Here is a 13,962-nt window from a genome sequence, read left to right on the forward strand (position 1 = left end):
GTGCCGTCTGCTCCGCTCCGCAGACCCGGCCCGAGCGCAGATGTCAGAAGTACCCGTTGGCGGGCAACGGCGTTCCGTTCACCAGGCGGTCGCCCAGCGCGATCGCCTTGTATGACGTGGGATTGTGCAGTGTGACGGTGCGGATGTTGCGCCAGTGCCGATCCAGATTCTTGGCACGGCTCGCCGACGACGCACCGCCGATGTCGAAGAGGTCGGTCGCAGCCTGCAACCCGACCCGATCGACGTGCACCTTGACCCGAGCCGCAGCGACCGACGCCCGCGCGAAGAGTTCCGGCTCGATCCGGCCCCGGCGGGCCGGCCCGAACGCGGCCTCGACGTCACGCGCCGCCGACAAGACGGCGGCCCGCGCCACGTGGGCCGCTGCGTCGATCTCGCCGACGGTCCGCAACAGGATCGGATCCTTGCGGGGAGATTCGTGTGGTGCGTGGTCGAATGTCCTCGAGCGAGAATGCAGCAATGAGGTCGCGTCGTCGGTCACCGAGAAGAGGATGCCGGTGATCAACGCTTGGAGATAGAGCTGCAGGAACGGCCCGTCGGTGGCCATCGGCCGGTCCGATGATCCTGACTCGCTGAGCTCGAGGACGTCTTCAGGCCGGACCCGCACGTCGTCCAGGTTCGTCGAGCCGGTCCCGGTCCGGTGCTGACCGATCCCGTCCCAGTCGTCCACGATGGTCACACCCTCGCGGTCCACCGGCAGCACGACCCGCGCGACCCGATCCTCCGACGAATCGGTGCCGCGGACCGTCGCGGTCACCGACACCCAGTCGGCGAAGGCGGTGCCGGTGCTGTAGAACTTCGCCCCGGTCAGCAGCCAGCCATCCTCGGTCGGGCGCAGCTCGGTCCGGAAGTCGCGGGTACCGGCGTTCCCGGTGCGCTCACTGGTCGCGTTGCCGAAGATCTTCCCGGCGCGCACCTCGGCGGCCCAGCGCTCGCGGACGGGACCCGCGGGGAGGCGCCGGACCTGCTCCACGAACCAGAAGTGGGCGCGCAGAATGTGCGCCACAATCGGATCCGCGCGTGCAAGGTCGATGAGGAACTCGAAGAACTCGACCACGTCGGCACCGTCTGCCGTCGCATCGTCGAGTGTCAACGCTGTCAGTCCGGTGTCGGCGAGCAACCGCACCTGCTCGTGCGGATCGGTGCCCGTCCGTTCGCGGACGGCCGCCTCGGCGGCGACCTCGGCGAGTACCTCGGCCGGGTCCGACGCGATCCGGGTGACCACGGCGGTCACACCGGCACCTCGGCGAACGCGCCGCGGTACCGGGCGGCCGGATGAGAGTCGGGCAGTCGATCGCGGCCGGTCAGCTTGCGCCGCACCGTGCCCGGGGCGTACTCACGTTGTGCCAGACCGCGATCCCGAAGCACCGGCAGCACGTGGTCGGCGAACTCGACGTAGCTGTTGGGGATCGTCGCGTTGATCACGTTGATGCCGTCCACGCCGGCGTCGCGCCATTGCTCGAGGCGGTCGGCGATCTGTTCCGGCGTCCCCACGACGCGCCCGCTCCGACTCCGCAGTTCGGCGAGATCCCGGACCGTCGGCTCACGATCGGGGACCGCCTCGCGCAGCCACAGCAGGGTGCTCTGTGTGCCCTCGGTCTTGATCTCACCGATAGGGGTGTCCAGGTCGTAGAAACCGAGATCGAAACCGAGCCCGCCCGCCGAATGCGCGATCATGGTGCTCGGATCGATGAACTCGTCGAGTTCCGCCGATTTGCGTCGCGCCTCCTCCTCGGTGCTGCCGATCACGAACGAAAGTCCTTGGAAGAACTGCAGATCCTGTGGGTCTCGGCCCGCCTCGGCGACCAGCCGGCGGGTGTCGTCCACCAGTCCGCGTGCGGCATCCGGAGTGGGCGAGACGATGAACTGCGCCTCGGCATTTCGCGCCGCGAACCGGCGGCCGGTGTGCGACGAGCCGGCCTGGAACAGGATCGGGGTGCGCTGTGGCGACGGCGCAGACAGGTGCGGACCCTCGACGCGGTACCGCTCGCCCACGTGGTTGATCTTGTGCACCTTGTCGAAGTCGGCGTGGATGCCACTGACCTTGTCCTGGATGAGGGCGTCGTCGTCCCAGGAGCCTTCCCACAACTTGTAGACCACGTCGACGTACTCGTCGGCCCAGGCATAGCGGTCATCGTGCCCGGTGATGCCGTCGTAGCCGAAGTTCCGCCACGCGTTCGACGACAGGCTCGTCACGATGTTCCACGCGACGCGCCCCTGCGACGCGTGATCGAGCGTGGAGATCTTTCGAGCGAAGTCGAACGGATGCTGCTGCAGGATCGAGCTCGTGATCGCGATGCCGAGGTTCTCGGTGTGTGACGCCAGCGCCGAGACCAGCACCAGCGGGTCGTTGCTGGGAATCTGCAGTCCGGAGTCGACGAACTTCTTCCAGTCGCCCTGGTAGTCGTCGTAGAGACCGACGACGTCGGCGAAGAACACGAAGTCGAACCGTGCGTCCTCCAGCGTTTTCGCCAGATCGATCCAATGGTTCAGCGAGTTGAAGTCCGTCTGCTCGGCCTCCGGAGTCCGCCACGCCCCATGCAGGATGTGGGATGTGGTGTTCATCACGAAGGCGGAGAAGCGCAAGGGCTTTGGGTGTGCCACTGGCCTGACGGTAGTCAGGCGGGTAGCGGCTGCGAGGTGTTGCGCTCAGCGTGAACGGAACGCCTGACTTCTGCGGCTGCGGTCGCTAGGTTTCTCGCCGAACCCGCCGTGTGTGCTGCCGCGTGCTCACCGCCGACCGACCGTCAGCGTCGGAATCCGAAGTCGAATCGAGGAGATCCACCGTGCCCAGATCCGTCCGCCCCGCGCGGGCTCGAGTGCTGATGGCCGTAGCACTGTCGGCGGCCGCGCTCCTGTCGGCCTGCGGGCAGCGACCCGAGACCGGTGACGGGACCTCGACGGGCGTCGCGGCGACCCCGGGGGAGTATGAGACCGGCGGGGTGATCGAGTACGGCCACGAGCAGGAGCCGCCCTGCGTGCACGGGGGTTGGGTGCAGAACGCCTACCTGGCGCGGCAGTACCTGGACAACCTGGTCTCGCTGGACGACGCCGGCACGCCGGTGCCCTGGCTGGCGACCAGCTGGGACATCTCACCCGATCGGCTCACCTACACCTTCCACCTCAAGCCGGACGTGAAGTTCAGCGACGGGACGACACTCGATGCGGCTGCGGTCAAGACGAACTTCGACGCCTACCTGAACCCGGACAGTCCCAACGGCACCGTCGCCGCCTACATCGGCCAGTACTACGCCGGCGGTGAGGCGCTCGACCGCACTACCTATGCACTGCATCTGAAGTCGCCGTACAGCCCGTTGCTGACGGTACTCACCCAGGGCTACTTCGGGATTCAGTCGCCCACGGCGTTGGCGCGGGGTGCGGAGGCCAACTGCTCGAAGCCGGTGGGCTCCGGGCCGTTCGTCATCGATCGGTGGGATCGCAACCGCAGCATCACCTTTGTGCGGAACCCGGACTACAACTCGGCGCCCGCCAACGCCAAGCATCAGGGACCGGCCTACGTCGACAAGGTGATCTGGAAGTTCCTCAAGGACCCGGTGCTCCGGTACGGGTCCTTGACCAGCGGGTCGTCGGACGTCATCTACAACGTTCCGCCGATCAACTGGGCCGACGCGACCGGACGCTTCCAGACGCGCCAGTACGTCACGCCGGGCCGGCCGAACGCGATCACGCTGAACGTCGACCACGCGCCGTTCGACGATGTGCGGGTGCGGCAGGCCTTCGCCTACTCGGCGGACCGTGAGAAGGCGGTGGAGACCGCCTATCTCGGTGTGGTGCCGTACAACCCGAACGGCGCGCTCAGCCAGAGCACCCCCGACTACGACGCCACCGCCGGTGCCTATGTCCGGGACCCGGCGAAGGCAGGCCGGCTGCTCGACGAGGCGGGATGGACACAGCGTGACGGCGACGGAATCCGGGTCAAGGACGGTCGTCGGCTGAGTGCTCGCGTCGTCTACGCGTCCGACGCGATCATCGGTCCGGAGGGCGCGGCGGTACTGCAGGACGTCGCATACCAGGCCCGCCAGGTCGGATTCGACATCGAGTTGGTGCCCGCCACCCAGAGCGAGTACTTCGGCGGACGGTACGCGAAAGCGGACACCTACGACGCCTACGTCGGCTATTGGACCAGCCCGACGCCGGGTCTGCTGTACATCAACTGGCGTCAGCGACTCGAGGACAACCCCAATCCCTACAACAACGCCTTCTACAACGATCCGTCGCTGCAGGGACTCATCGAGAAGGCCAACAGCTCAGCGGATCCGGCCGAGCAGCGGCGGTACTACAGCGAGGCGCAGAAGGTGATCGGCGACCAGGCGCTGGCCATCGGCCTGTACACGCAGACCACCTCCATCGCCGCACAGCCGAAACTGCACGACGTGTGGATCGAGAAGTCCCAAGGTGAACCGGTGTTCTCGGATGCGAGGTTTGTGCGATGACCACTCTGGTCGATCAGACGACGACCCCGGACGGCGGTGCGACACCGTCGACTCCACAACGCGGCCGGGGCACCTCGGCGGTGTGGTTGCGGTGGCTCGGCAAACTCGGGTCCGCGGTGTTCGTGCTGTGGGCCGCGGCGTCGGTGACCTTCCTGCTGCAGGTTCTCGCACCCGGTGACCGGGCGACGCTGCTGCTCAATCTCTCCTCCGGGCAGAGCCGCGAGCGCACACCGGACGAGATCGCCCCCGTCAACGAGCAGTACGGCTTCATCGACCCGATCTGGCAGCAGTACCTGCACTATCTGCAGGGGCTTCTGCACGGCGATCTCGGGACCTCCTATCAACTGCAACAACCGGTCACCGAGGTGATCGCCGAGCAGGTCGGCCCGACGCTCGTCCTGACGGTCAGCGCGTTGATCGTAGCCTGGCTGTTGGTGCTGGTGACCACCACACTGACGGCGGGTCGTCGAGGACCGCTCGGCGGTCTGGGTGCGCTGCTCGAGACCGTCAGCGCCGGCCTCCCGCAGTACTGGCTGGGATCGATCCTGCTGGTGGTGTTCGCCATCAACCTGGCCTGGTTCCCGGTGGAGAGCGGTACGGGCCTGCGCGGTTTGGTGTTGCCGGTGCTGACGCTCGCGATACCCTTGGCCGGCTTCCTCGGCAGCATCGCTCGAGATGAGTTCGCCCGGGCCCTCGACCAGCCGTTCGTCCTCACCGCGCGCAGCCGCGGACTCGGCGACCTCTCCGTGCGCGCCCGACATGTGCTGCGGCACTCCGTCATCCCCGCGGTGACCGTCTCCGGGTGGGCGATGGGCGCGTTGCTGTCCGGAGCGGTGATCGCCGAGACCGTCTTCGCGCGGGCCGGCATCGGACAGACGCTCGTCGCGGCCGCCAGTTCCCGCGACGTGCCGCTCGTGAGCGGCATCGTGGTGCTGGTCGCCGCGATCTACACCGTCGCGAACCTGCTGGTGGACTTTCTCTACACCGTCATCGACCCCCGGATCGAGGTCCCATGACCACCTTGTCGACACGTGGCCCGCAGTCGGGCACACCGGCGACAGCGCAGACGCCGGCACCGGTGGACCGGCGCCGTTGGCCGGTGCCGCCCACCGTGATAGCGGCCCTGGCCGTGTTGGTCCTGCTCGCCGTCGCCGTGGTGGCGCCAGGTGTGCTCGCCCCGTACGACCCGTTCGCGATCGATCTCGATGCCACTCTGTCGCCGCCGAGTTGGGCACACCTGTTCGGCACCGATCTCTCCGGCCGAGACCTGTTGAGTCGCGTCATCTTCGGCACACGCCAGTCGCTGGCCATCGGCCTCGGGGCCGTCGCGGTCGCGCTGGTGCTGGCCGTGGCGCTCGGCATCGCCGCCGGGTTGTCGGGACGTGTCGCCCAGGCGCTCGCCAACCGGTGGATCGAGGTGATGTTCGCGTTTCCGACGATCCTGCTCGGGCTGCTGCTGACGTCGGTGTTCGGGCCGGGACCGTACACGCTGATCTTCGCGATCGGGATCGGCATCGCACCGGGCTACGCGCGTATCGTGCGCGGGCAGGTCCTCAGCGTCCGCACCGCGCCCTACGTCGAGGCGGCCACCGCCCTGGGTCACTCCCGCCGCCGAATCCTGTTCCAGCACATCGGCCCGAACGCGCTGCGCCCGATGATCGTCACGGCGACTCTCGGCGTCGGGCAGGCCATCATCTGGGCATCGGGCCTGGCCTACCTGGGCCTCGGCGTCGCGCCGCCGGCACCCGAGTGGGGAGCACTGCTCGATGCCGGCCGCACCTACATCACCGAGGCGTGGTGGCTGGAGATCTTCCCGGGTCTGGTCATCGTGATCACCGCGCTCGCATTCACCACCGTCGGACGTCATCTCGGCGCCCGACTGGAAGGAAGCAACCGATGAGCACCCTGCTGAGCACCGAATCCGGCGTCGCCGGGTCCGGCACCGCGCCACTCGCCGAGGTCCGCGACCTGCACGTCGCCTTCGGCGGCCGTGAGGTCGTGAAGGGAGTCTCGTTCAGCGTGACGGCCGGCGAATGCCTCGCCATCGTGGGCGAGTCCGGATCGGGGAAATCCGTGACGGCGCGCACCCTCATGGGACTGACCGGAGAGGGCGCACGGATCACCGCAGACGCCATCACGTTCGACGGCCGGTCACTCGTGGGCCTCGACGACCGTGACTGGCGGCGACTCCGGGGCCGCGAGATCGGCTTCGTGCTGCAGGACGCGTTGGTGTCACTGGACCAGTTGCGGACGGTCGGCAGTGAGATCGGCGAGGCGTGGAGCGCGCACCATCCTGCCGGGTTCGGCGGGCGCCGACTGCGGCGAGCCGAACGCGAGGAGAAGGTGGTCGAACTCCTGACCCTGGTCGGGGTGCCCGAGCCGCGCGTGCGTGCCGGGCAGCGACCACACGAACTGTCCGGTGGACTCCGTCAGCGTGCGCTCATCGCGTCGGCGTTGGCGCAGGACCCGAAGTTGCTGATCGCGGACGAACCGACCACCGCACTCGATGCGACGGTGCAGGCGCAGATCCTCGACGTGCTGGCCGAGGCCAAGGAACGTGGCAACGCGGTCATCCTGATCTCGCACGACCTCGCCGTCGTCTCCCGGCTCGCCGACCGGGTGGCCGTGATGCGCGACGGTGAGATCGTCGAATACGGGTCCACCAGCGACGTTCTTTTGCGTCCCGAGCACGACTACACCCGCGGTCTGCTCGCGTCGGTGCCGTCGCGCACATCGAAGGGCACGCTGCTGACCAGCGGCGACACCGTGCCCGAACCTGCCGCGCCCACGGGCGATGCGCCGCCGGCCCTGCGTGTGCGGGATATCCGCAAGTCCTTCGCCGCCAAGGACAGATCCACGCGTGCCGCGGTCCGTGGCGTGAGCTTCGACCTCCAGCCCGGCCGCACCCTCGGGATCGTCGGCGAATCCGGATCGGGCAAGACCACCACGGCCCGGATCGTGCTCGGGCTCACCGATCCCGACGCGGGCACGGTCGAACTCAACGGGCGGCCCTGGAGCGCACTGAGCGACGCCGCGCGCCGGGCCGATCGCCACCAGATCTCGGTCATCTACCAGGACCCGCTCAGCTCGTTCGATCCGCGCTGGAACGTCGATCGAATCCTGCGGGACAGTCTGCGGTCCAGAGACTTACGTGGCTCCGACGTCGACCGACGGGTGTCCGAGCTGCTCGACCACGTGGGCCTCTCGGACGAGTTCCGGCACCGGCATCCGCTGCACCTGTCGGGAGGACAGCGGCAGCGGGTGGCGATCGCGCGGGCCCTGGCACCGGAGCCGACGGTGATCGTGTGCGACGAGCCGGTGTCGGCTCTCGACGTCTCCATCCAGGCCCGCATCCTCGACCTGCTCGCCCGGCTGCAGGCGGAAACCGGTGTCGCACTCGTGTTCATCTCGCACGACCTCGGCGTCATCCATCACGTCGCCGACGACATCCTGGTCATGCGCGACGGAGAGGTCGTCGAGTACGGCGACGCCGATCAGGTCTTCGGCGAGCCGGCGCACCCCTACACTCGGGAACTCCTCGCTGCCGTACCGGTCATCGACGAGAGTGAACTGGTCGCCTGACCTCCGCCGACGTCGGCAACTCTTTCCGCCGGCAGTCGCCTCTCCTCACCAACACCACCTTCGTCGCGAACGAAGGTGGTGTTGGCGTTTTCACTGATGGTGCTCTCGCGGCTGTCCACCGACAGCACGGATCGAGGCCATGTTAACTGGATTCGCCACTCAATTATTCCCCCGGTAACCACGCGGAAATACAACGGGCGTGAACTGAATCTCGTAGCGGAACACAGCTACTCAGTCCGATCCGCACGGATCGACACCCTCGTTCTGGGGCAGCGTCGCCTCGCCCATCCGTTCTGTGCTGCCGGCTTGCGCCCGGCTCATCCATCATAGGAGACGAAGTGCCTTCTTTCGACGAGACCATCACCGAGAACATCGCCAAGTCACTCGGTGAGATCCCGCACCCCTCCCTGCCGAAGGGTTCCAACATCTACGGCGGGACCAAGATCTTCCCCGACTACCAGGCCGAAGACGGCGAAACCTACTTCACCCTGGTCCACGGCATCGCGCACGAATCCTCGGTGTCGTTCGTCGCGGTTCTGCAGGCCACCCGCGCGCTGCGCAAGGGCTTCGAGTCCGCCGTCTACTTCTACGGCCCCGGCGCCATCAATTGCCTTGCCACACGCGGATTCCCGAAGACCGGTGATTCCGGATTCCCCGGTGAGCAGAACATCAACGACTCGCTGGAGACGTTCATCGCCGAGGGAGGCACCGTGTTCTGCTGCCGCTTCGGGCTCGCCCTGCACGGCGGCCGCGAGGAGGACCTCATCGAGGGAGTGATCCCGGCGCACCCGCTCGACGTGCAGGACGCCATCATCCACTACGCGCGCAAGGGCGCGATCATCAACTCCACCTACATGGTGTGACCGACCCCGAGGCATTCTCATGACCACTCTCGCAGCGGTCGCGGCCAATTTCACCCGCGATCTCGAACAGAACTACCAGACCATCGAAACGTATGTGGCGCAGGCCCGCGAGCGCGACGTCGACTTCCTGGTGTTCCCCGAAGCAGCAATCGGCGGATACCTGTCGTCGCTCGGCAACCACGGGGACACCGTCAAGACCACGTCACGCTCGCTACCGCCGGCCATCCGGCTCGACGGACCGGAAATCCAACGGGTGCAATCGATCGCAGGTGACCTCGTGATCGCCATCGGGTTCTGCGAGCTGGCCGAGGACGGGGAGACCCGTTACAACGCCGCCGCGGTGCTCGACGGCTCACGCATCTACGGCAGCTATCGCAAGGTGCATCAGCCACTGGGAGAGAACATGTCGTACTCCTCCGGCACCGATTACGGCGTCTTCGATACACCGATCGGCCGCGTCGGACTCCAGATCTGTTACGACAAGGCCTTTCCCGAGGCCGCGCGGGTGATGGCCCTCGACGGCGCCGAGATCATCGCCAGCCTGTCGGCCTGGCCGGCGGCGCGCACCGCGACCGCGGAGAACCTGCAGGAAGACCGGTGGACGTACCGCTTCAACCTGTTCGACACCGCCCGCGCCCTCGACAACCAGGTCTTCTGGATCGCCGCCAATCAGGCCGGCACATTCGGGTCGCTGCGCTACGTGGGGAACGCCAAGATCGTCGACCCGGGTGGCAACATCCTCGACTCGACGCTGCTCGACAGTGGCATGGCGGTCGCCGACGTCGACATCGCCGAGACGTTCACCGCCATGCGTGGGGGCATGTTCCACCTTCGTGATCGACGGCCCGACGCCTACGGGGTCCTCACCGAACTCGACGCCACCGGTGACGCGGGTTGGCGGGGACTCGCTCATGCCTGAGATGACCTTCGCGGTGCGGTGGCCCGACGGCGCCGTACAGAACTGCTACTCGCCGAGTCTCGTCATGCACGATCATCTCGACGTCGGCGCGAACTACACGGTCGCCGATTTCCGCACCCGCGCAACGAGTGCACTCGACGAGGCAGCCGAGCGCGTCCGCGCGAAGTTCGGATTCGCCTGCACCTCGGCAGCCGCCACCGCCGACGACATCGTCCGCAACGCCAACCGATACGAGGACGACGCGGTCGTCGAGGTCCTCACCATGCACCCACCACTGGAGACATCATGAGCACCACCGCTCATACCGCAGAACACCTCCCCGTCGTCATCGTCGGCGCCGGTCAGGCCGGCCTCTCGGTCAGCTGGTACCTCGGCCGCGCCGGCGTGGAACACCTCGTCGTCGAATCGGCGACCCCCACCCACGCCTGGGCCGACTCACGCTGGGACAACTTCACACTGGTCACACCGAACTGGCACTGCCGGCTGCCCGGCTACGCCTACGACGGTCCCGACCCCGACGGCTTCATGACGCGCGACGAGGTCGTCGAATGGCTCGCCGGCTGGCTCGACACCTTCACCCCACCCGTTCGTGATCACACCACCGTCACCCGACTCCGGCGGACCGGAGACGCCGGATTCGAACTCACCTTGACCGACGCCGACGGCGATGTCACCGTCACCTGTGACCAGGTGGTCATCGCCACCGGCGGCTACCCACTCCCGGTGATCCCGACCTATGCGGGCTCTCTGAATTCGGAAGTGGCGCAGATCCATTCCGAACAGTACTTCAACCCGGAGCAACTGCCCGACGGCGCCGTACTGGTTGTCGGCTCGGGACAGTCCGGTACCCAGATCGCCGAGGATCTGCATCTCGCCGGTCGCGACGTCCACCTGGCGATCGGCAACGCGCCCCGGGTGGCCCGCTTCTACCGGGGCCGTGACTGCATGACCTGGCTCGCCGACATGGGCCTCTACGACACTCCCGCTCAGGAGTATCCGGGAGGTAAGGCCGCACAGGAGAAGACGAATCACTATGTGACCGGGCGAGACGGCGGACGCGACGTCGATCTCCGGCAGTTCGCCGCCGAGGGAATGCACCTCTACGGCACGCTCACCGACGGCAAGGACTCGACCCTGCGGTTCGCGCCCACGCTCACCTCATCACTGGACAAGGCGGACTCGGTCTACAACTCCATCTGCTCCGACATCGACCGGCACATCGAGGCCAACGGCATCGACGCGCCGCCACCCTCGCGTTACGAGCCGACGTGGCACGCCGATGCGGACCCCACCGAGCTCGATCTCGCAGCTGCCGGGATCACCAGCATCATCTGGGCGATCGGCTTCCGTCCCGACTACCGGTGGATCGAGGCGAGCGCCTTCGACGGTGGCGGGCGGCCCATGCAGACCCGCGGCGTCACCCAGGTCCCGGGCCTCAGTTTCATCGGGCTGCCGTGGATGCACACCTGGGGATCGGGCCGATTCCTCGGGGTCGACCGCGACGCCCGCCACATCGCCGACACGATCGTCGCGGCGCTGGGCGAATCCCACCTGCGCCTCGCTTCCGGACAGTAGCGGAGCGACAACCATGACCCGACAACCGATCTCCGCGGTCTTCGCCGACCGCGCCCGGACGGCCCCCGAGGATGTGATCGTCGTCGACCGCACCGGCCCGGCGACAGCCGCGGAGATCGACACCCGGGCCACGCGAGTGGCGCGGTTGCTCCTCGACCGTGGCGTGCGACGCGACGATCGGGTGATCGTGTCGCTGCCCAACGAGATCGGCTTCGTGGTGGCCTGTGTGGCGATCTGGCGCGTCGGGGCGACTCCGATGCCGATGTCACCGGAGCTCCCCGACGACGAGCGTGCGCAGATCGAGGATATCGCCCGTCCGACAGCCGCTTTCGGCCGACGACCGGCCCGTGCGGAGATCGCATGGGTTGACGAGGATCACGCCGGTGCACTGTCGGACGACCGACTTCCCGATACCTGGGCGCACAGCTGGAAGGCGCCGACCTCGTCGGGGAGCACCGGCCGCCCGAAGGTCATCGCGAGTACTGCACCCGCTCTCGTCGACCCCGACGCAGCCGTCGCGTCCTTCGTCCCGCAGCACGCGATTCAACTGGTGTCATCGCCGCTGTGGCACTCGACAGCGTTCACCTACGCGTTCCGCGGCCTCACCGCGGGCCACCGGATCGTGCTCGAGCCCTCCTTCGACGAGCGTGCCTTCCTCGCCGCGGTCGAGCGTCATCGGGTGACCTGGGCGGTGTTGTCGCCACCGTCGGTCCGACGGTTGCTGCGGCTGCCGGAATCCGCACGGGCGGAGCGCGACCTGAGCTCACTGCAATCGATCCTGCATCTCGGTGGCCGCTGCCCGGCCCCCGACAAGTACGCGCTCCTCGACTGGCTCGGCCCGGGCCGGGTCGTCGAGGTCTATGCCGGAAGCGAATCCAACGGGCTCACCATGGTCACCGGTGGCGACTGGCTGTCCCGGCCGGGAACCGTGGGACGGCCGGTCGGCGGAACGGAGATCAGCATCCGGCACACGGACGCCACGCCCGCACAGACAGGTGACATCGGCACGATCTGGATGCGCCGCGGGATGTCCAGCGCCTACACCTACCTCGGTGCGCCGTCACGGCGCACCGACGACGGCTGGGACACCCTCGGCGACATCGGATATCTCGATGACGACGGCTACCTGTTCGTCATCGACCGGGCCGCCGACGTCATCCGATGTGGCGACGCCACCGTGTACCCCGCCGATGTCGAGCAGGCGTTCGAGGAGCATCCGATGGTGCGTGGTGCGGTGGCCGTCGGCGAGCCAGGACCGCATGGGGTCCACGGGCTGACCGTCGTAGTCGACGTCGCGGACGCGGAGGTCACCGCCGCCGCCCTGCACGCGTTCGCCAGGCGACGGCTCCCGGAGGTCGCCCGGCCACAACGTATCTGTCTCACCCACCGTCCCATCCGCAACGACGCGGGCAAGATCCGTCGACGTGCCCTTGCCGGCTGCAGCCGGTACGGCACCGAGCACACTCTCCTCCGAGCGAACGGAGCATCCGCGTGACTGTTTCCACCCGAGTCGACCTCGCCCTCCTGGGGATCCGCGGCACCCCGCCGGTCAACCGCACCGGCGGCGCCGGGCCCACCGACGACGGTCACCTCCTCGTCGACGGACTCAACGCGGCCATCCCACGGAACGAGAACAGCCCGTTCGTCTTCGACGGTGATCGTGTCCTCTACGACGGCGAGGACACCGGCCTGCAGATCGCGACGATCGCGCGACCTCGCTTCTACGATCTGCGTACCGACGAGGGTGTGCCGTTCGAGAAGATCGCCAAACTCCATGGCGCCGACGTCCTGGCGACGACGGTCGTGCAGACCTGCATCCGCTACGGCGAAGACCAGCGGTGCCGCTTCTGCTCCATCGAGGAATCTCTGCGGTCGGGCTCGACGGTCGCGGTCAAGCGGCCCGCCGACCTCGCTGCGGTCGCCCGCGCCGCCGTCGATCTCGACGGCGTGACGCAGATGGTGATGACCACCGGTACCTCTGCCGGAAAGGACCGGGGCGCCAAGCATCTCGCCCGCTGCGTCCGCGCGGTCAAGGACGCTGTACCGGAACTCCCCGTCCAGGTCCAGTGCGAGCCGCCGGGCGACCTGGCCACCATCACCGACCTGCGAGACGCCGGTGCGGATGCGATCGGCATCCACGTCGAAAGCCTCGACGACGACGTGCGCCGGCGATGGATGCCGGGCAAGTCCGCTGTCTCCCTGGACGAGTACCGCGCGGCATGGGCCGAGGCGGTGCGCGTGTTCGGACGCAACCAGGTGTCGACCTATCTGCTGGTCGGTCTGGGTGAGGACGCCGACGAGATGATCCGGGGCGCACGAGAGCTCATCGACATGGGGGTGTACCCGTTGGTCGTGCCGTTCCGGCCGCACGCCGGAACCCTGGCCGTCGACGTCGACGGCGCCGTCGCACCCCCGCCGGCGATCGTCGAGAAGATCAGTCGAGAAGTCGCACAGCATCTCCGGCTCGTCGGCATGAGCGGCTCCGATCAACGGGCCGGCTGTGCCGCGTGCGGGGCCTGCAGTGTGCTGCAGAACGTGGGAGGCTGAGGCG

Annotated in this window: 12 protein-coding genes; 10 read left to right on the forward strand and 2 right to left on the reverse strand. The window is 67.8% G+C overall.

Translation table 11 applies throughout. From position 1 onward, the window contains the following. Positions 1-43: 43 nt before the first annotated feature. Both D7316_RS18205 and D7316_RS18210 read right to left on the reverse strand, forming a co-directional pair. Positions 44-1,252: an acyl-CoA dehydrogenase family protein gene (locus D7316_RS18205; RefSeq protein ID WP_197718260.1), complete on the reverse strand. Its 1,209-nt coding sequence runs from the start codon at positions 1,250-1,252 to the stop codon at positions 44-46. After that, positions 1,249-2,622 (reverse strand): LLM class flavin-dependent oxidoreductase, encoded by a 1,374-nt coding sequence (locus tag D7316_RS18210; protein ID WP_124709508.1) that lies wholly within the window; start codon positions 2,620-2,622, stop codon positions 1,249-1,251. Before D7316_RS18210 ends, D7316_RS18205 begins: the two co-directional genes overlap by 4 nt. Before the next feature lie 182 nt (positions 2,623-2,804). On the opposite strand from D7316_RS18210, the gene D7316_RS18215 reads away from it, so the two are divergent. The 10 genes from D7316_RS18215 (at position 2,805) to D7316_RS18260 (ending at position 13,958) form a co-directional block, all read left to right on the forward strand. Continuing rightward, on the forward strand, positions 2,805-4,472 hold the full coding sequence (locus D7316_RS18215; protein ID WP_124709509.1) for an ABC transporter substrate-binding protein: 1,668 nt from the start codon (positions 2,805-2,807) through the stop codon (positions 4,470-4,472). After that, positions 4,469-5,488: an ABC transporter permease gene (locus D7316_RS18220; protein WP_232016964.1), complete on the forward strand. Its 1,020-nt coding sequence runs from the start codon at positions 4,469-4,471 to the stop codon at positions 5,486-5,488. Before D7316_RS18215 ends, D7316_RS18220 begins: the two co-directional genes overlap by 4 nt. Continuing rightward, complete coding sequence (locus D7316_RS18225; protein ID WP_197718261.1) at positions 5,485-6,372, forward strand: ABC transporter permease; 888 nt, start codon at positions 5,485-5,487, stop codon at positions 6,370-6,372. The genes D7316_RS18220 and D7316_RS18225 overlap by 4 nt, the downstream gene beginning before the upstream one ends. Continuing rightward, complete coding sequence (locus D7316_RS18230) at positions 6,369-8,054, forward strand: dipeptide ABC transporter ATP-binding protein (RefSeq protein WP_124709510.1); 1,686 nt, start codon at positions 6,369-6,371, stop codon at positions 8,052-8,054. Before D7316_RS18225 ends, D7316_RS18230 begins: the two co-directional genes overlap by 4 nt. Before the next feature lie 338 nt (positions 8,055-8,392). Next, positions 8,393-8,917 (forward strand): MSMEG_0572/Sll0783 family nitrogen starvation response protein, encoded by a 525-nt coding sequence (locus D7316_RS18235; RefSeq protein ID WP_124709511.1) that lies wholly within the window; start codon positions 8,393-8,395, stop codon positions 8,915-8,917. Positions 8,918-8,936: 19 nt separating this feature from the next. Continuing rightward, positions 8,937-9,836, forward strand: a complete 900-nt coding sequence (locus D7316_RS18240; RefSeq protein WP_124709512.1) for a carbon-nitrogen hydrolase family protein — start codon at positions 8,937-8,939, stop codon at positions 9,834-9,836. Continuing rightward, entirely contained in the window at positions 9,829-10,125 is a 297-nt protein-coding gene (locus D7316_RS18245; protein WP_124709513.1) for an MSMEG_0570 family nitrogen starvation response protein, read from the forward strand. Before D7316_RS18240 ends, D7316_RS18245 begins: the two co-directional genes overlap by 8 nt. Further along, on the forward strand, positions 10,122-11,411 hold the full coding sequence (locus D7316_RS18250) for an MSMEG_0569 family flavin-dependent oxidoreductase (RefSeq protein WP_124709514.1): 1,290 nt from the start codon (positions 10,122-10,124) through the stop codon (positions 11,409-11,411). The genes D7316_RS18245 and D7316_RS18250 overlap by 4 nt, the downstream gene beginning before the upstream one ends. Before the next feature lie 13 nt (positions 11,412-11,424). Next, positions 11,425-12,906, forward strand: coding sequence for an AMP-binding protein (locus D7316_RS18255; RefSeq protein ID WP_124709515.1), 1,482 nt, complete (start codon positions 11,425-11,427; stop codon positions 12,904-12,906). Next, positions 12,903-13,958: an MSMEG_0568 family radical SAM protein gene (locus tag D7316_RS18260; protein WP_124709516.1), complete on the forward strand. Its 1,056-nt coding sequence runs from the start codon at positions 12,903-12,905 to the stop codon at positions 13,956-13,958. The genes D7316_RS18255 and D7316_RS18260 overlap by 4 nt, the downstream gene beginning before the upstream one ends. The last annotated feature ends 4 nt before the right edge of the window (positions 13,959-13,962 follow it).

It is taken from the genome of Gordonia insulae, assembly GCF_003855095.1.
Lineage (GTDB): Bacteria > Actinomycetota > Actinomycetes > Mycobacteriales > Mycobacteriaceae > Gordonia > Gordonia insulae.

Bases quoted from the DNA above. Each gene is read 5' to 3' on its own strand.
- D7316_RS18220 (WP_232016964.1), top strand. From the start codon at position 4,469: ATGACCACTCTGGTCGATCAGACGACGACCCCGGACGGCGGTGCGACA.
- D7316_RS18225 (WP_197718261.1), top strand. From the start codon at position 5,485: ATGACCACCTTGTCGACACGTGGCCCGCAGTCGGGCACACCGGCGACA.
- D7316_RS18230 (WP_124709510.1), top strand. From the start codon at position 6,369: ATGAGCACCCTGCTGAGCACCGAATCCGGCGTCGCCGGGTCCGGCACC.
- D7316_RS18240 (WP_124709512.1), top strand. From the start codon at position 8,937: ATGACCACTCTCGCAGCGGTCGCGGCCAATTTCACCCGCGATCTCGAA.
- D7316_RS18245 (WP_124709513.1), top strand. From the start codon at position 9,829: ATGCCTGAGATGACCTTCGCGGTGCGGTGGCCCGACGGCGCCGTACAG.
- D7316_RS18250 (WP_124709514.1), top strand. From the start codon at position 10,122: ATGAGCACCACCGCTCATACCGCAGAACACCTCCCCGTCGTCATCGTC.
- D7316_RS18255 (WP_124709515.1), top strand. From the start codon at position 11,425: ATGACCCGACAACCGATCTCCGCGGTCTTCGCCGACCGCGCCCGGACG.